The organism is Williamsia sterculiae, from assembly GCF_900156495.1.
Classification (GTDB): Bacteria; Actinomycetota; Actinomycetes; order Mycobacteriales; family Mycobacteriaceae; genus Williamsia_B; species Williamsia_B sterculiae.
Window position 1 is genome coordinate 461,713 of sequence record NZ_FTNT01000003.1, and the last position, 21,931, is coordinate 483,643.

Consider the following 21,931-nt stretch of genomic DNA (forward strand, 5'->3'; position numbering starts at 1 on the left):
TGGATTCAGCGTGGGTCAAACCAGGGTTGGGCTTGCAGCGCGCGGTTGCCATCGTCCGCGTCGTTCGGCACGGTGGTGTGATGAGCGAGCAAACGAGCGTGACAGTGGAACGGATCATCGACGCACCGGTCGACCGAGTTTTCGACGTGCTCAGCAATCCCGAGCGCCATCTGGACCTCGACGGATCGGGTTTCGTCCGGGGGATCGACCACGCAGATCGCATCACCGCGGTAGGCGAGGTCTTCACGATGAACATGGACGGTCCGCACATGGGCGGTGAGTACAAGACCGACAATCACGTCACCGGTTACGCCAAGGACAAGCTGCTGGCGTGGAAAACCGCACCCGCGGGTACCGAGCCTCCCGGGTGGGAATGGCTGTGGGAGCTCGAGTCCCAGGGGCCCGGCACCACTCTCGTCCGACACACCTACGACTGGTCCGCCGTCACCGACAAGGACCTGTTGCAGAAGGTCGGGTTCCCCCTGGTGTCCTCAGACCAACTCGAGGGGACTCTCGGACGATTGGCCGCGGCGGTCGACTGAGACCGCCGCCCCGAGTATCAACCGCGGGGCTGTCCCAGGTACGTGTCCAGGGCCTCGAGCAGGCCCAGCGTTCCGCGTTCGCGGTTCGGTCCGTCGGCCCAGAACTGGTCGAAGAACACGCCGTGTTCGACGTGGGTGAACCGGGTACCCGTCCCGATGCGCTCGAATTCCAGTGTCGCGACCGACGTCGACATGTGGATCCCGTCGAGCCACATGTCGTACGTCGTGACGATCCGGACATGTTCGACGATGTCGGTATACGTGGCTTCGTAGCGGGAGACCGGGCCGTCGTGGAACTTGCCCTCGGCGACATCGCGGCCACCCACCCGGAAGTCGAACGCCCACTGCCGAGGTTCGACGGCGTCCCCGGCCCCCCACCAGGCCAACTTGTTCTCCTCGTCCGCGAAAGCGTCCCATACCCGTTGTGGCGGGGCGTCGTAGTCCCGGGTCAACGTGAAACCGCTGTGCGCAAGCCGGCGTTCGATCGTCATCTGGCCGCTATCGGGTGAAGCTGACGTGGAGGGTGCCGCTCTCGGCGACCTCGGTGTCGACCTTGTGGCTCAGCTCGAGCCCGCGCAGGTCATCCCAGACACGGTTGCCGCGACCGAGGATCACCGGCGCGATGGCGACGTGCAGATCGTCGACCAGGCCGGCGCACAGGAATTCCCGCGCGGTGCCGATACCGCCACCGATGCGGACGTCCTGGCTCTCGGCTGAACTGGCTGCCTCGGCGAGCACCTCTTCGATCGACCCACTCCGGAAGCGGAAAGTGGTACCGCCCGCCATCGGCAGGTCGGGTAGCGGAGCCCGGTGGGTCAGCACGTACACCGGTACGCCGAAAGGGGGTTCGTCTCCCCACCAGCCCTTCCATTCCGGGTCGTCCGGGAAGGTGTGGAATCCGAACATGGCCGCACCCAGGATCTCCGCCCCGATGTTGTCGAAGTACGCCGCGGCGTGAGCATCGTCGACGCCGGTCGTGCCGGTGCCGGTGGTGTCGCCGAGAACCCTGCTCCGGAACGTCCGCGTACCGGTGTAGGCCGCCGTCAATGCGCCCCAGTCCTCACCCATGGGGTTCTCCGGCGAGTGATCGGTGGCCGAGGTGTATCCGTCGAGCGAGATGTTGAGATCGATCCGGACGCGGGTCATGTCAGTCTTTCTCTCCTGGTGGTGCGGGTCAGGTGGATGCCCAGCCGATCGGCCTGGCGTTCTGCGGGGGTGCGCTGTTCGTCGAGCCATAGATGAACGACATCGAGACCGCCGGGACGGAGGGTCACGGTGCGCACGCGTCCGTCCTTCTGCGAGCTGATGATCCCCGCGGATTCGAGCACGCGGAGATGCTGCATCAGCGAGGGCAGGGCCATCGAGAACGGAGCCGCCAGCTCGGACACGACGGCGGGCGATCTCGCCAAACGTTCCACGACGGCGCGTCGCGTCGGATCCGCGAGGGCACGGAGCACCGCGTCGAGCTCGTCGTGATACTTAGGCACAGGCCTAAGTATGTGCCCAGTCGCGAGCCACGTCAACCGTCCCGCGGATCGCCGCGCGATCGAGCTCCGCTCAGGCGTTCTCGAGCGCCTCGATGTCGAGCTTGTCCATCGCGCGCAGTGCGGCGACGGTCCGCGCGGACTGCTCGGGATCGGGATGGTTCAGCAGCGCGGCGAGATTCTCCGGCACGATCTGCCACGAGACGCCGAACTGATCCTTGAGCCATCCACAACGGCCCGGCGTCCCGCCATCGGCCGTCAGCGCCGCCCAGTAGTGGTCGATCTCTGCCTGATCGGCGCACGACACCATGATCGAGAACGCCTCCGTCTGCGGGAACAACGGGCCACCGTCGAAGGCGATGAAGCGCTGCCCGAACAGTTCGAACTCCGGCCCCGACGCCGTGAGGTCATCGCCGAAGACCGACTGATAGAACGACACCGCGTCGGCGGACCGGTTGTCGAACCACAGAAACGATGTCACCTTGTGCTGCGTCATGGCACTCCCTCTCGGATCCGGTTCTCGACGACGATTCTGCATCCGCGAACCGACTTCGGCCTCCGGTTGCGCACATCTCGGTGGAGACGGTATCGATGGCTGCCCACAGTCGACCGACGCGAATTCACGGCGTGGATCTGATGGTTCCGTATTCGATCACGATGTCGCCGACATCGACGGGACCACCCGACCGGACTCCGAGGACCGACCGCGCGGCGGCGCGACCTCCGGCGATCTCACGCTCGGTGGCGGGATCATCATCCTGGTCGACGGTGACGTCGGCCAGGTTCACCAGCGCTTGCGCGGCCTGCGGGTATCCGACCGCAGGTGCGAGCTCGACGATGACGTCGATGAGGTAAGCCGTGCTGACGCCCAGTTGTCGCGCCATCGTCGTGTGCAGACGTAAGGGCAGCTCGACCAGTCCCAGGGCCAGGTCACAGCCGAGGAACGCCGCCGCGGTTTCCCGCGGGGTCCGTGTTGTCTGACCCCACGCACGCATGCCGAGAGCCTGTGCATCGGCGGCGAACGCGGGGCTCAGTGCCGAGAGGTGGTCGATCCCGGGGAGTGTCATGATGCCGCCTTCTCGGTCGATGTCTGGTCAGAGAGTCGGAGCCGTAACGCGTCGAACGCGGGGTCGGGGAGTCGACCCAGAGCCGCGAGCAGTCGCGCGTGGCGCCCGACGAGGTAGCGGGTGCGCGGCCGTCGGACGCTGAGAACCCGCACCAGAACGCGGCCGACCACCTCGGGTTCGGAACCCGAACGTTCGTTCGCCACCGCAGTCGCGGTCGCCCGCTCGAATCTGGCGGCCAGCGACGCGTCGTGAGCCCTGATGCGCTCGGCCAGTTCGGCGGCCTGGCTCTCCACCTTGTCCACGGCCGCGGTGTGGATCGAACCCGGTTCCACCAGGACCACACCGATTCCCACCCCGCGCAGTTCGAGCCTGAACGCTTCGGCGATGGACGCGATCGCCCACTTGGAGGAGGTCAGCGGACCCCCGAAGGGCATCGTGATGCGGTCACCCACCGATCCGATGAACACGATCCGGCCACCCGTGGCCATCAGGGGGAGTGCCTGCTGGGTAAGCGAGACGGCTCCGAAGACGTTGACATCGAACACGGCCCGCAGGTCATCGTCGTCGACGACCTGCATCGGCGCGAGCCGCCCTATCCCCGCGTTGTTGACCAGCGCGTCGAGTGTCCGGCCGTTCAGAGTCGTGCGCATCTCGTGCAGCGCCTGTGCAACCGAGTCGGGCCGGGTCACGTCGAGAGCGATCGGGATGATGCATCCCGCCCCGGTGCCGCGTCCCGATGGCAGCCTCTCAAGATTGCGCCCGGCCGCGTACACCGTCCAACCGGCCGCGGCGAGCGCCGCGGTGGCAGCCCGGCCGATGCCGCTGGAGGCGCCCGAGATCAACACTGTCGGTGCGGAGTCGCTCGTCGTCGATGTCATGGCGCACAGCGTTGATCGATCCGGCCCTAGACTTCAACGGTGTTGAATAAACGCGGGCGACCGGCACGGGGGAGTCCCGACATGCGTCAGCGGCTCGTCGCCACCGCGACCACAGCCTTCGTCGAACACGGTTACCACGGTGCGACTCTGCGGTCGATCGCCGATGCGACTGGATGCGACCCCGCGCTGATCGGGTACCACTTCGGATCGAAATCAGGCCTGTTCGCCGAGGTCATGCACCTGAGACTGGCACCTGCGGAGGTGCTCGCCGGGGCGCTGCGCGGCGATCCGCAGACGGTGGGCCGACGACTGGCGGACGGGTTGCTCGAAGCGTGGGACGATCCGGTGTCCGGCCCGTTTCTCGCCGCGTTGATCAGGGAGGCGGGCAGCACACCTGCCGTGCGCGACGCATTGGCCGAGTACATCGATCGCGAGATCATGGATCCGCTCGTGGAATTCTTCGGCGGGTCGACCGGACGGCAGAACGCCACTGCGGCGCTGACGGTTCTCGCCGGCGCCATTTTCACCCGCTATCTGGTGCCGGTGGACGGGGTCGGGCGATTGTCCGGGTCGCAGTACCGCGAGGTCCTGCATACGCTGCTGGCACAACCGATCAGGCGCTCACGTCGGCTCTGACAGGCGGCAGTCGCCACCGGTGATCACGGGCGACGGGGCGCTCGGCCCGAGACCGAGCCCACGGTCACCTTCTGGGCGGCAGTTGTTTGGTGAACAGCGCGTGCCCGCGTGCATCGCGAAGTCGCACGGTCAGCGCTCGCGTCCAGGGGTCGATCGACACCTGGCCGAAGTGCTGAAACCCCTCCGCGGGAGACGCGTTCGCCTTGTCCGGGGCATGCACGAACTCGTACTGCGCGCCGAACGTGCCGTCCAGCGGACTCTTCGGGAACGCGCCTGCGTTCAGCGGTCCGGAAACGAATTCCCAGAAGGGCGCGAAGTCACGGAAACCCGCGCGGTCCGGGTGGTAGGAGATCGCGGCGGTGTAGTGGACGTCGGCGGTGAGATAGACGATGTTCTCGACGTTCTTGGTATGCGAGAGGATCCGGGAGAACGCGATCTCACGCCCGCGCGGCGCACCGTTGTCGCCCTGGGCGACGGCCTCCATCGATGTCGGGCCCTGCTTCGGGTCCGACAGCGCGTCCGGGACGACGATGCTCAACGGCAGATCGTTGGCCACGACCTTCCATACCGCTTTCGACGAGCGGAGACCGTTGATCAACCACTGTGTCTGTTTCGCGCCGAGGATCCCGCCGTCGTCGGCCGCGGCCCAGTTGTTCGGGTTCGGATCCTTGTAACTGCGCATGTCCAGGACGAATACGTCGAGCAGGGGACCGTAGGAGATCTTGCGGTACACCCGACCGTCGACGGCCTCCGCAGGTTGTACCGGTTGCCATTCACGCCACGCCTGGAACGCGCGCCCGGCGAGCGTGTTGACGTCGGTCTCGGTGTAACCCGTGCGCTGCTGCCCGGCGAGACTCTCGCCGGGGTACCAGTTGTTGAGTACCTCGTGGTCGTCCCACTGGATCACCTGCGGAACGGTGGCCGCGAACCGCCGATAGTGGCGGTCGGTGAGGTTGTACGCGAAGTTTCCGCGGAAATCCTCGAGAGTCTGGGCGACGTGGTCTTTGGCGGGCGCGGTGACGCTGCGATACGTGTTGCCGTCGTTCTGCTTCTGCGTCTGCGGAACGGGATTGTCGGCATAGATCGCATCGCCCGAGTGCACGAAGAAGTCGGGACGGACATCCGCGATCGCACCCATGATGGACATACCGCCGTCGCGACTGATGCCCCAGCCTTGCCCGACTACGTCACCCGACCAGACGAAGCTCACGTTGGTCGGGTAGACCGGCGCCGTCCGGAACGTGCCCGTGAGCGGCTGCGACCTCGCGCCGTTCTCTCCCTCCAGGGTCACGCGATAGTGCACGGTCTGGCCCGGCGGGAGCCCGCTGACCCGGAAACGTCCGGTACCTCCGGAGGACCCGTCGAGCCTGGGACCCTGGAACCGTCTCGGGCGACCGAACGATTCCGACGATGCGGTTTCCACCACCATCCGTGCAGGGGTGTCGGAGCGGGCCCAGATCAGCGCGCCATCGGTACGAGGGTCCCCACTGGAGACACCGTGCGTGAGGTTCGGACGTGCCCGCACCAGGCCCGGTGCCGCGCCCGCGACTCCCGAGGTCGAGGATCCGCGCGGCGTCAGCAGCGAACCGGCAGGGACCAACAGAGCACCGGCGACACCGGTCTGCAGGAGGGAACGACGTGAGAACCGAGAGTCACCGAGGGGCATGAGTCGACGGTGCGGCAGGCGAGTTCCGGGACGGCGAACACGAGGTTACCGATGTGGGTGCAATGCGGTGTCCGACGCGTGAACGCCGAACCCGACAACCTCTGGACCGGCGCATGTGCAGAGCAGTCAATACCCGTTGACCGCATCGCTACCGTCGAGTCGTGGGAATGCGGAACTATCTGATCGACGGTGGCTCCTGTACCGGCAAGACGTCTGTGTGTGCGGAGCTTCGCCGACGCGGGTTCCACGCGATCAACGGTGACAGCGAGTTGGCGTATCACGGGAACCCGGAGACGGGAGAGCCGTTGCCACGGTCGGAGAACCACCGCGCCACCCATGAGAACCACCTCTGGGAGGTGACCGCGGTTCACACGCTGCTCACCGACCGGACCCACCCGAGCACCTTCTTCTGCGGCGGTTCCCGGAACCGAGCGACGTTTGTCGACTTCTTCGACGCCGTCGTCGTGCTGCGAATTGATCGCGCCACCCTGCTCGAGCGGCTTGACGAGCGGTTGCCTGACGACTTCGGTGGTCAGGCCGACGAACGCGACCTCATCCTGCGATTGCACGACCACGTCGATGTGCTCCCGCCTACCGCGGTCGTCGTCGACGCAACCGTGTCACTCGCCGACGTGGTCGACGACATCCTGCGTCGCACCGCTTGAGGTGCACCGTCGTTCGACACACACGTCCGCTCCCTCGGCCGCTCCCGGTGCCATGGGCATAAGGTCTGCTCATGCCAGAGAGCGGACGACGCAGAAGTACCGAGGGTTTGCGCCGGCTGATCACGTTCTGCGACGCGGTCGTCGCCATCGCGCTGACCCTGCTGGTCCTACCTCTGGTGGACGTCGTGGACGAACTGCACCGCAATTCCGTCACGGTGATCATCCACGACCACTCCAACGAGCTGGTCGGATTCCTCATCTCGTTTGCGGTCATCTGGGAGTTGTGGCGCAACCACCATGCGATCATGGAGAACTTCGCGAGTTACGACGGAGTGCTGTTCAACCTGCATGCGTTGTGGATCCTGACGATCGTGGTCCTACCGTTCGCGACGGCTCTCATCAGCGGCCCGGACAGCCACTGGTCGAATGTCTCGTACATGGTGTTGCTGTTCATCTCGATCTCGACGCTGTCGGTGATCGGGTGGTGGGGCAGGCACCATCGGGAGTTGCTCGACACCGGGACCGAAGTCCAGTGGTGGGTCGATCACGGCCTCGACATCGGCACCAATGTGACGCTCGCCATCGCGATCATCGTGGCGGTGGCGTTCCCGTCGACCGGCATGTGGCCGATCTTGCTGATGTTCACCGCGGGTCTGATCAATGCGTGGGTGGCGCGAGGCCGGAGGGCGTGGCGCAGCCGACACGATGGAACCGCGACCAGTTGATCCCGGTCGACATCGACCGACCCTGACCGGTCGGTCGATGTCGCGCCGTAAAACGCCTGGCGTGCGGGATCAGCTGGATGTGGCCTCGATGGACTGCGGGGTCTCCGAGTGTTCGATGGTGATGCGCCGCGGTTTCGCCTTCTCCGCGACGGGGATGGTCACGCTCAGCACGCCGTTGTCGTACCGGGCGGTGATCGCCGAGCCATCGATGCCGTCACCGAGCGTCAGCTGACGTCGGTACGTTCCGAAGAACCGCTCGCTGGTCAGCCATTGCACACCCTCGTCGGAACGGGGTGTTCGCTGTGCCGAGACAGTCAGCACGCCGTTGTCGACGCTGAGGTCGACTGATCCCGGATCGATTCCGGGGAGATCAGCGGTCAGTACGTAGTGGTCGTCGACCTTGTACAGATCCATGGGCATGAACAAGGGAGTCCGCGAGGACCCGGTCTGCTGAGCCCCCAGCAACCCACGGGTCACAGAATCCACCTGACCGAAGGGATCGAAACGCAGCACAGCAACCCACCTCCTGACTGTCTCGGCCCGCCGCGGTGACGGGCATCCAATCACTGTGCGAAGACAGTTTTAGCACTCTCCCGGCCCGAGTGCCAGCCTTCGGGTGAACTTTTTCCGGGTACATTCTGGGCGGCGGACATGTTGTGGCACTGAACAACCGAGAGTTCGCGATCGTCACTGCCGACCGGGTAACCATCGGGCAACCCCCGCGGCGGCGAGAAGCAGGACGGTGAACGATCCGTACAGCCACGTGGCCGCCCAATCGGGTGCGAGGTGGTCGACGAGCAGTCCGGCGACTGTCGCGCCACCGGCCGCCGCGAGTTGCACGGTGATGAACAGCGAGGGCGTCGCGTAGGGAGCGCGATCGGGTGGGACGGTGCGGTAGATGCTGGAGAAGGTCGGCGCGGCGACTCCGCCGAACGTCAGCCCGAACACGACCATCAGAGAGAGCAGACCTGACAGCGGCAACCAGCTCGCGCTGACGGCGATCGCTACCGCAACACCTGCCGTGAGAACGGCAGCGGTGACGACGATGGGTCGCGTTCCCAGGCGGTCGGACATCCGACCGGCAGTGGTCATCGAGACCAGGCATCCCACGCCGAGCGCCGCCACGGGCAGACCGGCCGCGATTCCGGTCAGCCCGTGGTCCTCGGCCGCGATCAACGGCAGGCCGACCAACTGGCCGTACATCGCGAACCCGACGGCCGCCATCGTCAACAGCGCGGCCCGGAACCCGCGGTGTCGCAGCAGAGTCAGATCCAGCACCGCATGGTGGCCACCCCGTAGCGAATATCGCCCGTATGCGGCGAGCACGGCCACTCCGAATACACCCAGGAGTATCGGCAGCCAACCTCCGACGGATACCCCGACCCGGTCGATCGACAGCAGAACCGACACAAAACCCAACGGCAACAACACCATCCCGATCAGATCGGGCCGAGAACCGCGTGGCTGCGCGCCATCCATCGGACGGACCACCACGGCTGCGCCGACGATCGCGATGGCACCGAGGGGAACGTTGATGAGGAAGATCCACGGCCAGTGCCCGCTTCCGGCGATCAGGCTACCGAGCAAGGGCCCGACGACCGGTCCGATGTTGATCGTGGAGCTGAGCACACTCATCACCGCACCCATCCGCGCGGCGGGTGCGGACGAGGCGGCCACGTTCACCGCGGTGGGCTCCAGCAACCCACCCGCGAAACCCTGCAACACGCGGAACAGGATCAACACCGGCAATGACCAGGCGACACTGCACAGGATGGAGGCCGATACGAACAGGGCCAGCGACCAGAACAGGGTGCGGCGTGGACCGAGGCGGTCGATCACGCAGCCCGACAGGGGCATCGTGACCCCCGCAGAGATCAGATACCCCACGGTCAACCACACGACCTGCGACAGGGGAGCGCCCAGGTCGGCACCGATGTCACGCAGTGAGGCCGTGACGATGGTTCCGTCGATCACCGCCATCATGGCAGCGACCGAGACCACGACCACGAGAAGCACAGTACGAATGCCGAGAGCGCCGGACGGCGCCTCCTGAGAAGTTGTCGTCACGTAAATAACATTGAACTCTCCGGTGTAGTTAAGTCAAGGGTTCGGTTCAGAACAGCAGGTAAAGTGGTCTACGTGGCCAGCCCGACACAGCAGACGACAACCCCGCGCGGATCCCGCGCGGGGAAGCGCCAGGCCATCCTCGACGCCGCGGCCGAGGTGTTCGCCGAGTCGGGCTATGAGCGGGCCGGGATCGACGTCATCGCCGAGCGCGCGAAGGTGTCGAAGCCCACCGTGTACAACCACTTTCACAGCAAGGAGCTGCTGTTCCGGGAATCGATTGCGGCGAGTGCAGAGTTCATAAACGCCGGTGCACTCGAGGCCATCCGTCTGCTCGACCCGCAGTGCCGCGAATGGCAATCGGGGTTGTTCGCGCTCGGTGAGCGATTGGTTGCCTGCCAGCGCAGCCCGTGCGCGTCTTCGCTGCAGCAGCAGATGCACGCCGAGGTGCGGCGTGACCCGGAGGTTCTGCACTTGGTGCGCTCCCGAGTCGCCGAACCCATCATCGACGGTCTCGCGGGTCGCCTGGCCATGCTCGGCAACGCCAAGGTGTTGGACGTCCCCGACCCGGTCCTGGCCGCCAAACAGTTCATCGCCCTCATCGACGCCGAATTCCCCGATCTGACCGAGCTCGGTACCAGGGAGATCTCCGACGCGCGTGCACGTGAAGCAGTACATGCGGGGGTGACCACCTTCATCCGCGCCTATGCGGCATGAGTGCTCCGGCGGCGACCACGGGGTAGTCGACGCACAACTCAGGCCGCACGCTGGTCGTCGGGTGGTTCGCCGAGGGGTATGCGGTGGAGGTCGTGTTCCCAGCGGCGGTCTTCGGAGAGATATGACACGGACGATCGCACGTCACATCTGCGCGGACCGAAAACTGCCCCGACGTGACCCGAGGGAACCTGTCTCCCGGACACAGGCCCGGCTGGGGCGAGCGACGGGAGCACAGAGCTCCAGAATTCGTCGGAGAGGGTGGCGCCGGAACGCAGTGCCAGAGACAACTCGACAGCCATGATCACCCCGAGAACCGCCAACCACACCGCACCCGTGATGATCACGCCCCACACCGCGTACATCCACCCCGTTGGCACATCCAGAACAGCGACAACGGGGGAGACGACCAATCCCAGTCCGACGAACCACGCTGATCCCACCCGATCACAGCGCATTGCCAACCGAAGGAACGGGCGATCGTGGACTGGTGCGGACATGGTGTCGACCTCCTGCCGGGGGATTGTCCGTGCACCGTAACGGCGGATCGCTCCTTCCCGCGATGACCTCCCACGTCATGCCCAGTCCACGCGCGTTCACACCACCGGAGGGTTCAACCGGGCGAAGCCCTCCTGCCTGCGGTAGGGAAAGTACGGATACGGTGCATCGGAGGCGGACACCTCGTCGAGGCGACTGACGTGCTCGTCGGAGAGGCGCCATCCGGTGGCGGCGAGATTGTCTCGCAACTGTTCTGGCGTCCGGGCGCCCACGATGACGCTGGACACCGTCGGCCGGCCGGCCACCCAGTTGAGCGCAACCTGCGGCACCGTCCTACCGGTGTCCTCGGCGATCTCGTCGAGAACGTCGACGATGGCGTACAGGCGATCCGTGTCGACGGGTGGCCCGGCGTGTGCAGTCGTATGCAACCGCGACGTCGCGGGCAGCGGTGTGTCACGGCGAATCCTGCCGGTCAGACGCCCCCAACCCAAAGGACTCCAGACGATCGCTCCCACGCCCTGGTCATGCGCGAGCGGCATCAACTCCCACTCGTAGTCACGACCGACCAGGGAGTAGTACACCTGATGTGCGACGTGACGGACGCGGAGGCGGTGATCGGCGGCAGACAGGGACTTCATCAGCTGCCAGCCCGAGAAGTTCGACACACCGGTGTAGCGGATCTTCCCGATGCGGACGAGTTCGTCCAGGGTGTCGACCACCTCGTCAACCGGTGTCGCAGCGTCGAACGCGTGCAGCTGAAACAGGTCGATGTGGTCGGTGTTCAGCCTCCGCAATGCTGCATCGACCGCAGTCACCAACCTGCTGCGCGACGTGCCGTAGTCGGCAGGACCGTCGCCCGTGGGCAGTGCGGCCTTGGTCGACAACACCACTCGCTCACGTCGGCCCTGAAGCGCAGCGCCCAGCACCTCCTCCGACGCACCGTCGGAGTAGACGTCGGCGGTGTCGAACAATGTCACCCCGGCATCGAGGCACATGTCGATCATGGTCCGAGCCTCGGTAACGTCTGTGGCTCCCCAGGCGCCGAAGAAGTCTCCTCTACCTCCGAAAGTCGCTGCCCCGAAGCCGAGCTCGGACACCACCAACCCCGACTGTCCTACCCTGCGATATTCCATCATTTCTCCTAACAGAACTTTGGTCCCGTTAGCGAGCGTACGGGACACCTGGTCTTATAGGAACCCCAGTTCCCTTAACGGGATCAGAGGGTTACGATGGCCGTCATGGTTGGCGAAGCGTTGTCACGTCCCGGAGGCCGTACCGCGGCGGTGCGTTCGGCAGTCCTGACGGCAACCGAAGACGCGTTGATCTACCGGGGTTTCGCGGGAATCGATCTGCCGGAGGTTGCCGAGGCGGCGGGGGTGGGGAAGACGACCGTGTACCGGAGATGGGGGAGTCCACAGGCCCTCGTCGCGGATCTGCTCACCGACATGGCAACCCAGTCCGTGTCAGCGTCCGATACCGGTGATCTGCGAACGGATCTACACGCGAACGCCGCATTGGTGGTGCGGACATTACGACATCGACGTCAGGGCCCCCTCTTCTCCGCCCTGATCGCGGCATCCACACACGACGATGGCACCAAGCACGCTCTCGCGACGTTCTACGACAGACGCGTCGATGAGTGGTCCACGTGCGTCACATCGGCGATCAATCGCGGCGATATCCCTCGCGACACAGATTGTGGAGCGGTCATCCGCCATCTGTCGGCCCCGCTGTACTACCAGTTCCTCACCACCACATGTCCACTGGCCGACCGCGACGTCGAGCGAACGGTCAACTCGACTATGGCGTCGGTGGCGGCGGAGGTCTTCTCGTCGGGTCCGCGCTGACGTGGCGGTGATGTCGACGTCGAGGTGCGGAAGCGAGCCGAGTCCTGTCGCCGTTGTCGGTACGGCGCGTTCGCCGAGCCACGAACACCGGCCGTGAGTCGAGGTCAAGAACCGCCGCACGACGGTGGTGACCGGACGTCAGCCGGTTCGCGGTCTCCTACGGGATGCTCGTGGCCGTACACCGTGGAACTCGTCGACACGACGTCTCTGATAAGTGCGGCCAGCTCTGCCGGCGAACTCAGGTTCGCAGCGTGACTCTCGCCCTGCATGACGCGACGGCTGACTGCCGGCAAACGCCGGAACAGCAATTCCGATCGCACCCGCAGATGAGACGGACTCAGAGCACCCTCGAGCAGAACTGTGGGTATGGTCATCGCGCTGAATCTCTGCCGGCCGATGACCAGGGCATCGATCGACTCCGTATCGGCCAGCTGTGCTGGTAAGTACGAGAGCATCCCACCGCTCAACCGCCGGTCGTTCATGATGTGCGCAACGACGCTCGCGGGAAGCTGCACGATCTGTTCCAAGTGGATCCGCAGGGCCTCCGAGGCATCGCCCCTCTTGAGCGCGTCTCGCGCCATGGTGCTCGAGTCACCACCCACCGGCGTGACCATCGGCACAGGTGGTTCGTAAAGGATCAGCTGACGAAAGACGGACGGGCACGCTTCGGCTGCGACCAGAAGTGCCACGGCCCCGGAAGAATGGCCAACGCCGACCACAGCGGGACCCATGTGTCGGGCCACCGTGATGACGTCGCGCATCTCGCGATCCATGGTATGCGGGAGTGAGATGAACGCTTCCGGTTCGTAAATCCGGCGCTGCACAACCGCCACGCGAAACCATGTCGACAGCGAGGTCGCCGTACTGCGCCATGTGGATGCATCGGCACCACCGGGTGGAACGATCAAGACCGTCGGACCGACACCGGATACCTCGACCGACACGAGGTGGCCATCATCGGCGGGAATCTGCAAGCGTGTAATCATCGGCGCAGTCTGACAGGTCATCCTGTCGTCAGACTCACATCGACTGTCGTGGCATGTGAGTGGAGCTGAGCGCGAAGGCGCTATCGATTGTCAGGGGTCATCGCCGCCAGTTGTTCAGCGCCGCACACTCGCGTCCAGGTCATGTCGGAGACCGGCAAGAACCGTGTCGATGGCGAATGTGAAAGCGGTATCGACGCGCTGGCGCCCTTGCGGTGCACTCCGGACTGACCGAGCCAACGCGCCGTCATCCGCGGACGCATCGATAGACCAGACATCGGCTGGGGCCGCGGCGTCGAGTGCACCCCCGAGCGCGACCATATCCAGTAGCGCGATGACATGAATGACGCGGGCATCGGCGAACCCCGCGGCCGAGAGCACGCCGGCAAGGGCGTTGTACGCTTCCAGCACGGCTGGAGCGCTGATCGTGTGCGTGGTCAATTCGCGAATGAGTTCGGGATGAGCACCCAGCGCGTCGCGGTAGCCGATGAGCCACTGACGTATCACGTCGTCCCAGGACGACTTCCAGTCGATCTTGGCGTTCAGATCACCAGCCACCGTGGTGCGAAGCAGCTCCATCAGTTCTTCGCGACTGTTCACATGGTGATACAGCGAGGACACCGCTACGCCGAGCTTTTTCGCCAGTCCGGGCATGGTGAACGTTTTGTCGGTGTCTAACATCTCAAGCGCTGCACGGGCGATCGTCGGGCGATCGAGCAACGCGACGGTGGGCCGTGGCATGGCCCGACCTTACCGGTGATACACCACCTGCCCGTCGACCACCGTCAGTACGACGGGCGCATCGGCCACCTCGTCGGGTGGCGCGGCCAAGGGGTCGACCGCGAACCCGGTGAAATCGGCACGATTTCCGACCTTGATCTGGCCTGCCCTCCTGGCCCCCTCGGCACGTGCAGCATGCAGGGTGTAACCCTCCAACGCCATTGCTGCGGTGAGAGCTTGATCGGCCACAATCGGCTCCTCGTCCACGTGGCCCGAGCGGCGCCTCAACCGCGCATCCGCCATGATCGACCGTGGATTGAAAGGCGCCACCGGCCAATCGGATCCCAGAGCCAGCGTGGCGCCCGCGTCGCGCAAGTCACGGGTACGAAACGCCCGCTGCGCCCGTTCGACGCCCAGCCGCTGTGACCAGTTGTCGGTGTGATCGGCGCGAGTGTAGTGAGTGCAATGCGTCGGCTGCATGCTGGCGACCACCCCTTGCTGCGCGAAACGCGGAACCAGATCGTCAGGCATGGTTTCAATGTGCTCTATGCGATGTCGGGCACCCGAGGTCGCGGGCGCGATGTCCACCAGGCTGTCCAGGGCATAGCGGATTCCCGCGTCGCCGATGGCATGTGTCACGGTCGGGACGCCCCGCCGGGCAAGGTGCCGCACCGCCGACCGATAGCGATCCGGTTCCGGCCAGAATGGTGCGGTCGATTCCCCGTAGGTGTCGGCGTGATCGAGCCAGGCGGTTCCCGCGTCGATGGTCCCGTCGATCAGGAACTTCACTCCGTCAACCCTCCACCGGCGACCCCGGCGCCTTTGTAGATCGACGATGTGGTCGAGCGCATCGCTGCCGAATCCGGGCATGCAGAAGGGGGCGAAACGAAGACGGATGGGTAGGTCGCCCTCATCTTCCAGTGCAACCACCAATTCAGCACTGTCACCCTCGAAGTCCATGGCGTTACCAGACGTGATGCCCGAATGCGCCATCGCGGTCAGCAGCTCACGGAATCTAATACGCCGATCGGCGGTCGCCTCGGCGGGCAGAACCGCGGTAACCAGTCCTATCGCCTCGAGTTCCAGCAGATGCCCCGTGGGAACACCATCCCGGCAAACGATGTCAGCACTGCTGGCGAAGTCGCGAGGTCCCGATATGCCCGCCAAGCGAAGCCCCGCTGGACTGACGAGCGCCGCGTGGGCGTCGAAGAGATTGATGAAAACAGGCACCTCGTCACCCACCGCCTCGACGATCGGGGCATAGGTGACCGGCCGGTCGCCGAACACGTTGGGATCCAGACCCCATCCACGTAGCCAACCATCGTGCAGCGTCGCCGATTGCAAGGCAACGACGAGGTCGTCATAGCTGACAACCGTCGACAGATCGACCCCCACGGTGAGGTGCAGCCCTATCACCGGGTGAATATGACCGTCGATGAGCCCGGGTGTGAGGGTGCCGACCCCGAGGTCGAGGACCTGTGTGGTTCTACCGATCTGGTCGATGAGCGAGGCTCGGTCGCCGACCCCGGTGATGATCCCGTTGGTGACCGCGACCGCGGTGACCGGATCGGAATTGGTCAACGTGTGAATCGTTGCCGCGGTGATGACCGCGTCGGCCGAACGGCTCATTGTTCAATCCTCCTAGGTCGGTTCAGCGCTCGGCAGCAGCGGCGGGGTCGTCGTACAGACCGCCGATCTGTGCATACGTCCGCGGGCGGCGTACACGCAAGTACTGCGCTGTGACCATTCCGGCGACAAGCACGACTCCCACCACGCCGAGCAGGACAGTATTGGTGGCCGGTCCGGCGTTTGTGAGGAGAACGATGTTCTTGGTCAACACCACGAAGGCCCCGCCCAGCACCACCGTGGCCACGATGCCGGCGACCACTCCAACAAGTTCGCGCCCCACCCGACGCTTGCGGACGAAGTAGACGACGACGGCGACAGAGGTCAGCACCTGGAGACCGATGATGCCCACCACACCGGGGGTATTCACCAACAGCAGCAGCTGGCGATACGGGTCGGCACCCGCCAACGCGAAACCTCCGACGACAATCACGGCGAGGACAGTCTGTACATCACCGGCACGCGACGGCGACTTGTGTACCGGGTGCGTGTGATCCAAGAAGGAGGGCAGCACACCGTCCCTGGCCAACGAGTACGTGTACCGGTTGATGGCGTTGTGGAACGCGAGCTGCGAGGCAAGGGCACTGGTCACGATGAGCACCGACATTACATCGGCCGCCCAGGTGCCGACGTAGGTGCTCATCGCGCTGAAGAACAATCCGGAGACATCGGACGTCGCCTGTTGTTGGATCTGGGCAGCGCCGAAGGCCTGCACGACAGACCAGACAATGAAGCAGTACGCGACGGCCATGAAACTCACCGCCCAGTACGTGGCCCGCGGAATGGTGCGGTCAGGGTCTCGCGCCTCCGAGCGATACAACGCGGTCGACTCGAAACCCATGAAAGCCGCGAAGGCGAACGCCAGGATGGCACCCATCCCGGGGGCGGTGGCAACGGAAGGCGTGAACGACGAGAACTCGATTCGACTGGCTCCCCTGTCGACCAACACCGCTATCGCTAGGACCAGTAAGACACCTGTCTCCAGGGTGAGCAACACACCGAGGAACCGCGCACCGACATCGATGCCGCGACGGCCGATGAACCAGACGACGATGATCGACAGCAACGCCAGGACCGACCAGGGCACCGTGACGCCGAACAACCGGTGTAGTGCGTCCTGGAACTGCACTGCCATGAGCCCGTAGACGCCGATCTGCAGCGTGTTGTAGGCGGTGGTCGCGAGGAATCCCGCTCCCAGTCGGACCGATCGGCCCAGCCCGAGAGTGATGTAGGAATAGAACGCACCCTTACCCCCGGTCGCCCTGGTCATCGTCATGAACGCCACCGCGAAGATCGCGAAAGCGACACCCGCCCCCAGATAGGCGGTCGGCGCGCCCGCACCACCGATGGACAGAGCAAGAGGCGCCACACCAGCCATGACGGTGAGCGGCGCCGCGGCCGCAACCACCATGAACGCGATCGCGGGCGCACCCAGCGCATTGCGTTTCAACGCGACATCTGGCGGCGGTGCCGAGTCGTGGATGACGATGGTGGGTTCTGCAGGTGAGCTCATCCGACTGCCTTCCAGCCAAGCGGTCTGGGGTTCAGCTGTGCCTCGCCGGTGAAGCGTTACCGAATATGATTCGGTAACTGTCATAGGTCGCCGGATGTTTGTCAAGGGGAATGCTGGCGGAGCGTCTCACACGCCAGGGCTCGGCCTGGCGAAACCGCACGGGCTACGCCACTGGCGCGGACCGGACGTGATGACGATCAGTGGGCGGGCGCCAGCATGCGCCTGGCCACGTCTCGTGCGTCTAGTCCAGCGTCCTCACTCGGATCGATGCAGGCAACGACACTGGCACCCTCGATGAGCAGTAACAGTTGGCGTGCGGTCTGCGCGGGGTCGGAGACGTCGGTCTGCTCGAGCATGTCCGACAGCAGTGCCCGGTAGCGCGCGAGGTGTCGACGGGCGATGACCGCGATGGCCGGATCGGCACGGGTGTCGGTGACGGTGTTGATCACCGCGCAACCGCGGTAACCGGGTTCGGCAAACCATCCCATCAACACGTCGAACAGTGCCAGGACGCGTTCGACGCCTTCGGGTGCGTCGGCCGTCTCGCGCTGGAGCCAATCGTGAATTCGGTCGCTGTGCGCCTGAAGCATGCTCTCGACCAGGATCTCCTTGGACGGGAAGTAGCGGTAGATGCTCAGCTTTGAGGCATGCGCCGTAGCAGCGATTTCGTTGACACCGACCGCGTGAACACCCTTGTCGTAGAAAAGTTCAGCGGCGACACCGAGAATCCGGTCGCGCGTCGAGGTGGTTGTCGGTGACACGGTCCATTTCCATCGCCTTGGTTACACACCCACAGTAACACTCTGTACTTTAACGATACCGATCTGTACTGTCCCGCAGGTGGGGGAAGCGCGCGAGGTGCCGGTGCGACGGTTGTGGGTGAGCATCCTGTGCGGCTATCTGGCCCTCGGCGCTACGCTGCAGCAACTACCCGGTTACCTCGTCGAGCGTTTCGATGCGGGACCCGTCCAGGTCGGAACGGTGGTCGCCGCGGCATTTCTCGCCACCGCCTTGACGCGACCTTTCGCGGGTCGAGCCGGCGATCTGGGGTTCAGCCGGACGCTTGCCACCGTCGGCGCAGTCACCGTGGTGGTGGCGGGGGTCGGGCACCTGGCGGCACAGTCGATCCCGGAGCTCTGCGTCGCCCGGCTAACAATGGGCGTCGGGGAAGGAGCGTTGTTCTCGGCGACGTTGCCGTGGGTCATCGGCGGCACCCCGGCCAGTCGTCGCGGGCGGGTGTCCGGGTGGTTCGGCTTGTCGATGTGGTCGGGGCTCAGCATCGGTCCGTTGCTCGCGGGGGTTGCCCATTGGCTGGGTGGTGATGTCGCGGTGTGGACAACCGTCATCGGGCTCCCGGTTGTCTCGGTGATCCTGATGCTCACCATCGACCGATCTGAGCATCCGACGCGTTGGAGCCGCATCTTCGCTGTCCGGCCCAGGGAACTCATTCCCCCCGGCGTGGCCCGTCCAGCTCTGTGCCTCGGACTGTCGGCATACGGGTACGGCACGCTGACGGCTCTCCTCATTCTCTATATGTCGCACCCTGACCTGGCCGGCCGCGGTATCGCGTTGTCCATCTATGCCGCATCGTTTCTGGTTGCCCGAACCATCGGCAGCCCGCTCGTCGACCGCTGCGGTGCGGTAAAGATCGCAGTCGGTACCCTCGGCATCCAGGCGGCCGGTCTCACGATGATCGCGGTAGGGTCCACATCGGCACTTGACCTCGTCGGTGTTGTCGTCACCGGCATCGGAGTCGGTAGCGTCTACCCGGCGGCCAGCGCGATGACGTTGCAGCAGAGCAACGCCGGTAACCCCGGCGCGGCAATGGGGTCCATGACCTCGTTGTGGGACCTGGGCATCCTCGTTGCGGGACCCATTGGTGGGGCGATTGCAGGATCTTCCGGATTCCATTGGGCCTTCGTGGTTGCCGCCGCGGCCGCCCTCGCCTCATGTGCGATAGCGGCAGCGCAGTATGTCCGACCGAAATCACTCACTGGAGAACGGCGTTGACCCTGGTCGTGCGCGCATGGTCGACCAGGGTACGAGACCTGGGCCCGCTCACCCGGGGCCACCGACCTCGGTCGACGCCTGCGCTGGATCATCGCGTCGAGCCGGTCCGGTGAGCCGCACACCATGGTCCGCACCGCTGCGGAACCAACGGGCATCCTCTGCGGCCGAGATCCTGTGCGGGTGATCACGGGCGTAGTCGTCGAAGCGCGTTCGTACGTCGGGTACCTCACGAATGGTCGGATCGGCGCATGCCGCTTCGAAGAAGCGTTTTCCCCACAGGGTGTCGGTGGTGGCACGCGCACCGACGGTTCCGAAATCGCGCGGGAGGTCACCGTGTAACAGGCAACGAAGGGTTGTGTTGAGCCGGTTCGCGTATGCGGTGATGCCGCGCCGCGGCAGACCACGAACGGGCATGTTCAGCGGTGCGACGCGCCCGGGGAACACCGCGACATCGTCACCCACGGTGGCGGAGAGCGTGGCGACCTCGTCGAGAACCCGATCTTGGTGGAAATTCCCGTCCCATTCGAGCATTACGTTGGTATGTCGCAATCGCGGATTGCCCAGAGCGACACGTAACAGCGTCCAGGCGTCCGCATGGACCGTATGGGTGTGAGTGTCGCGGTAGAGCCGGTCGGAACCGTAGACGCCGCCGCCGATGTGCAGATACGCGACCCGTTCCAGGGGATATCGGGCGATGACCGTTGCCGGGTCGGTGCCGTGCAGGGACGCCGCGGCGAGAACGTTGGAGACGTCGAGAATGAATCCGACATCGCTGATGGATGCAAGGTGGTCGAAGTAGTCGGCCTCCGTCCAGGTGGACTCGGCGAAGTCCATGGTCGAGGCGATGTTCTCCAGCACGAATGGACGCTCGACGATGTCGGCAACGACCCGCGCGTTCGCCGCGACCACGCGAGCCGAACGCTTGGTGAGCGGGGGAGCGAGGAGGTGGCCACTGTGCAGGAGACCACCGTGGGGACTGTTGGGCCGGCGGCCCGCACGGGTGAACGCTATGTGCTCGGAAACGACCGGCGAGTCGAGCATGCGCGCGACGTCACGCAGGTGGACCGCCGTGGTGTGATCGTCGAGCGCATCGGGGGACGCGATCGACAGCGTGACACCGTGGGTGACAACGGGGACGTCGAGTGCACGCAGGTGGGCAAGGTCATCTGGAAGGTGGCAGCAGATGTTCTCGGCGATCACTTCGGTGAAGGCAATCCGCTCGTCGTCGAGCAGCACATCGGCGAGCTCAGGCCGCCACCCCAACCCGACCGCACCCATTCAGGATCCTCCTCCGCCGCAGCCTCCTCCGCCACAGCTACTTCCACCGCCACAGCTACTCCCACCACCGCAGCCGTGGTGACCTCCTCCGCCGTGATGATGACCGCCACCGCCCCCCGAACTCCCGAAGTCGGTTCCGGCGGCACCGGAACCGCCGGCAGCGAAGAAGCCCATGCCATTGGTCGATCGTGTGCGTCGCCTCGGGGGTGGCGCACCGTCGGGGTTCGCTTCGGGGGTGTCCCAGTCAGGAAGTTGGGTGGGTCTCCGTCGTTCGGATGAACGAACCACGACCCACACCACCCCGACGACGACGAGTACGACCACGGCAACAGCGATGAATCCCATGGATCACCCTCCTGACTCTCCGGACCCGAGGACCAGGACTTGTGGAGTTGCGTCGGAACTGAAGTCGCCACCTGTCGCCACCATCGCGTCGATCAGGTCGAAGACATGATCGGTGGTGACGCTGGGATCGATGATGCGCCTCAGGGCCAGACCGAAGGCCAAGTCCAAGATCACCTCGGCAATCCGGTAGGGCGTGAACGGCTGTGGGCCGGGTACCACTTGTTCGAGCAGTCGGGCGATCCTGTCGGCCGCGGCACGATTGCGCTTCCCCTCGGTCGAGACAACGTCGGGATTTCTGCGGTTGGCGAGCGCGAACTCCAGCTCCAGACGCGGCCATCCCGACGCCAGGACCTCCTCGGTCCATGCTCGCGTCGCTCGAATGGTCGTCGACACGTCCCGCCCACCCGCGAAGATCGCCTCCAAGCGTCCGGCAGCCTCGCTCTGCAGGTCATCCAGAACTTCCAACGCCAACGCACCCTTGCTGGGGAAGTTCGAATAGAACGCGCCCGTGGTGAAACCGGCCTCGGCGGCGATGGCACTCACCGAGGCGTCCGCATAGCCGAGCTCGAGCAGCATGGCGCGACCCTGCTGTTTCAGCAGGCGTCGCGTCGCCGCTTGCGAGACCACCCGAGAATTCGGCACCCGCACATCGTAACCGCTCGGGTATTGC

General features: G+C 65.2%; 24 protein-coding genes. 7 read left to right on the forward strand and 17 right to left on the reverse strand.

Features of this window, described 5'->3' with window-relative positions:
• Positions 1 to 80: 80 nt before the first annotated feature.
• A complete protein-coding gene (locus tag BW971_RS07680; protein ID WP_076478335.1) occupies positions 81 to 542 on the forward strand; it encodes an SRPBCC family protein in 462 nt (153 codons plus the stop codon).
• 17 nt (positions 543 to 559) lie between these two features.
• On the opposite strand, the gene BW971_RS07685 is transcribed toward BW971_RS07680, so the two are convergent.
• The 6 genes from BW971_RS07685 to BW971_RS07710 form a co-directional block, all read right to left on the reverse strand.
• Positions 560 to 1,033 carry an SRPBCC domain-containing protein gene (locus BW971_RS07685; RefSeq protein WP_076478070.1) on the reverse strand — a complete coding sequence of 158 codons (474 nt, stop codon included), beginning with the start codon at positions 1,031 to 1,033 and terminating at the stop codon, positions 560 to 562.
• A 7-nt stretch (positions 1,034 to 1,040) separates the two neighbouring features.
• Positions 1,041 to 1,688 carry a dihydrofolate reductase family protein gene (locus tag BW971_RS07690; protein ID WP_076478072.1) on the reverse strand — a complete coding sequence of 216 codons (648 nt, stop codon included), beginning with the start codon at positions 1,686 to 1,688 and terminating at the stop codon, positions 1,041 to 1,043.
• On the reverse strand, positions 1,685 to 2,029 hold the full coding sequence (locus BW971_RS07695) for an ArsR/SmtB family transcription factor (RefSeq protein WP_076478074.1): 345 nt from the start codon (positions 2,027 to 2,029) through the stop codon (positions 1,685 to 1,687). Before BW971_RS07695 ends, BW971_RS07690 begins: the two co-directional genes overlap by 4 nt.
• Positions 2,030 to 2,099: 70 nt before the next feature.
• A complete protein-coding gene (locus BW971_RS07700; protein WP_076478076.1) occupies positions 2,100 to 2,522 on the reverse strand; it encodes a VOC family protein in 423 nt (140 codons plus the stop codon).
• A gap of 124 nt (positions 2,523 to 2,646) precedes the next feature.
• Entirely contained in the window at positions 2,647 to 3,093 is a 447-nt protein-coding gene (locus tag BW971_RS07705; RefSeq protein WP_076478078.1) for a carboxymuconolactone decarboxylase family protein, read from the reverse strand.
• The gene (locus BW971_RS07710) at positions 3,090 to 3,971 is read right to left on the reverse strand and encodes an SDR family NAD(P)-dependent oxidoreductase (protein ID WP_076478080.1); all 882 of its coding nucleotides are present in this window, start codon (positions 3,969 to 3,971) and stop codon (positions 3,090 to 3,092) included. Before BW971_RS07710 ends, BW971_RS07705 begins: the two co-directional genes overlap by 4 nt.
• Positions 3,972 to 4,052: 81 nt before the next feature.
• Here BW971_RS07710 and BW971_RS07715 point away from each other — a divergent pair, with 81 nt between their 5' ends.
• On the forward strand, positions 4,053 to 4,607 hold the full coding sequence (locus BW971_RS07715) for a TetR/AcrR family transcriptional regulator (RefSeq protein WP_083709437.1): 555 nt from the start codon (positions 4,053 to 4,055) through the stop codon (positions 4,605 to 4,607).
• Between the two features lie 64 nt (positions 4,608 to 4,671).
• Here BW971_RS07715 and BW971_RS07720 read toward each other — a convergent pair whose 3' ends face one another.
• Complete coding sequence (locus BW971_RS07720) at positions 4,672 to 6,273, reverse strand: alkaline phosphatase D family protein (RefSeq protein WP_076478085.1); 1,602 nt, start codon at positions 6,271 to 6,273, stop codon at positions 4,672 to 4,674.
• Between the two features lie 167 nt (positions 6,274 to 6,440).
• Between BW971_RS07720 and BW971_RS07725 the strand changes: the two genes are divergently transcribed.
• The gene (locus BW971_RS07725) at positions 6,441 to 6,938 is read left to right on the forward strand and encodes an AAA family ATPase (RefSeq protein ID WP_234974301.1); all 498 of its coding nucleotides are present in this window, start codon (positions 6,441 to 6,443) and stop codon (positions 6,936 to 6,938) included.
• A 71-nt stretch (positions 6,939 to 7,009) separates the two neighbouring features.
• The gene (locus BW971_RS07730) at positions 7,010 to 7,663 is read left to right on the forward strand and encodes a TMEM175 family protein (protein ID WP_076478089.1); all 654 of its coding nucleotides are present in this window, start codon (positions 7,010 to 7,012) and stop codon (positions 7,661 to 7,663) included.
• A 69-nt stretch (positions 7,664 to 7,732) separates the two neighbouring features.
• Here BW971_RS07730 and BW971_RS07735 read toward each other — a convergent pair whose 3' ends face one another.
• Both BW971_RS07735 and BW971_RS07740 read right to left on the reverse strand, forming a co-directional pair.
• The gene (locus BW971_RS07735) at positions 7,733 to 8,176 is read right to left on the reverse strand and encodes an Hsp20/alpha crystallin family protein (RefSeq protein WP_076478091.1); all 444 of its coding nucleotides are present in this window, start codon (positions 8,174 to 8,176) and stop codon (positions 7,733 to 7,735) included.
• A 174-nt stretch (positions 8,177 to 8,350) separates the two neighbouring features.
• Positions 8,351 to 9,670 (reverse strand): MFS transporter, encoded by a 1,320-nt coding sequence (locus tag BW971_RS07740; protein ID WP_143690238.1) that lies wholly within the window; start codon positions 9,668 to 9,670, stop codon positions 8,351 to 8,353.
• A gap of 132 nt (positions 9,671 to 9,802) precedes the next feature.
• Between BW971_RS07740 and BW971_RS07745 the strand changes: the two genes are divergently transcribed.
• Positions 9,803 to 10,444 carry a TetR/AcrR family transcriptional regulator gene (locus BW971_RS07745; RefSeq protein WP_083709488.1) on the forward strand — a complete coding sequence of 214 codons (642 nt, stop codon included), beginning with the start codon at positions 9,803 to 9,805 and terminating at the stop codon, positions 10,442 to 10,444.
• A gap of 593 nt (positions 10,445 to 11,037) precedes the next feature.
• On the opposite strand, the gene BW971_RS07755 is transcribed toward BW971_RS07745, so the two are convergent.
• Positions 11,038 to 12,072, reverse strand: coding sequence for an aldo/keto reductase (locus BW971_RS07755; RefSeq protein ID WP_076478339.1), 1,035 nt, complete (start codon positions 12,070 to 12,072; stop codon positions 11,038 to 11,040).
• 105 nt (positions 12,073 to 12,177) lie between these two features.
• On the opposite strand from BW971_RS07755, the gene BW971_RS07760 reads away from it, so the two are divergent.
• Positions 12,178 to 12,786 (forward strand): TetR/AcrR family transcriptional regulator, encoded by a 609-nt coding sequence (locus BW971_RS07760; RefSeq protein WP_076478341.1) that lies wholly within the window; start codon positions 12,178 to 12,180, stop codon positions 12,784 to 12,786.
• Positions 12,787 to 12,890: 104 nt separating this feature from the next.
• Here the strand turns inward: BW971_RS07760 and BW971_RS07765 are convergent, their stop codons facing one another.
• The 5 genes from BW971_RS07765 to BW971_RS07785 all read right to left on the reverse strand — a co-directional run bounded on the left by BW971_RS07765 (position 12,891) and on the right by BW971_RS07785 (position 18,389).
• A complete protein-coding gene (locus tag BW971_RS07765; protein ID WP_159441836.1) occupies positions 12,891 to 13,760 on the reverse strand; it encodes an alpha/beta fold hydrolase in 870 nt (289 codons plus the stop codon).
• Positions 13,761 to 13,886: 126 nt separating this feature from the next.
• Positions 13,887 to 14,510 (reverse strand): TetR/AcrR family transcriptional regulator, encoded by a 624-nt coding sequence (locus BW971_RS07770; protein ID WP_076478097.1) that lies wholly within the window; start codon positions 14,508 to 14,510, stop codon positions 13,887 to 13,889.
• A gap of 9 nt (positions 14,511 to 14,519) precedes the next feature.
• Complete coding sequence (locus tag BW971_RS07775) at positions 14,520 to 16,118, reverse strand: amidohydrolase (protein ID WP_076478098.1); 1,599 nt, start codon at positions 16,116 to 16,118, stop codon at positions 14,520 to 14,522.
• A gap of 22 nt (positions 16,119 to 16,140) precedes the next feature.
• Positions 16,141 to 17,628, reverse strand: coding sequence for an APC family permease (locus tag BW971_RS07780; RefSeq protein WP_076478100.1), 1,488 nt, complete (start codon positions 17,626 to 17,628; stop codon positions 16,141 to 16,143).
• A 197-nt stretch (positions 17,629 to 17,825) separates the two neighbouring features.
• The gene (locus BW971_RS07785; protein ID WP_076478101.1) at positions 17,826 to 18,389 is read right to left on the reverse strand and encodes a TetR/AcrR family transcriptional regulator; all 564 of its coding nucleotides are present in this window, start codon (positions 18,387 to 18,389) and stop codon (positions 17,826 to 17,828) included.
• A 79-nt stretch (positions 18,390 to 18,468) separates the two neighbouring features.
• Between BW971_RS07785 and BW971_RS07790 the strand changes: the two genes are divergently transcribed.
• Positions 18,469 to 19,638 carry an MFS transporter gene (locus BW971_RS07790; RefSeq protein ID WP_076478103.1) on the forward strand — a complete coding sequence of 390 codons (1,170 nt, stop codon included), beginning with the start codon at positions 18,469 to 18,471 and terminating at the stop codon, positions 19,636 to 19,638.
• A 48-nt stretch (positions 19,639 to 19,686) separates the two neighbouring features.
• On the opposite strand, the gene BW971_RS07795 is transcribed toward BW971_RS07790, so the two are convergent.
• Positions 19,687 to 20,916 (reverse strand): MbnB/TglH/ChrH family RiPP precursor modification enzyme, encoded by a 1,230-nt coding sequence (locus BW971_RS07795; protein ID WP_076478105.1) that lies wholly within the window; start codon positions 20,914 to 20,916, stop codon positions 19,687 to 19,689.
• 348 nt (positions 20,917 to 21,264) lie between these two features.
• Positions 21,265 to 21,903, reverse strand: a complete 639-nt coding sequence (locus BW971_RS07805; RefSeq protein WP_076478343.1) for a TetR/AcrR family transcriptional regulator — start codon at positions 21,901 to 21,903, stop codon at positions 21,265 to 21,267.
• Between the last annotated feature and the right edge of the window lie 28 nt (positions 21,904 to 21,931).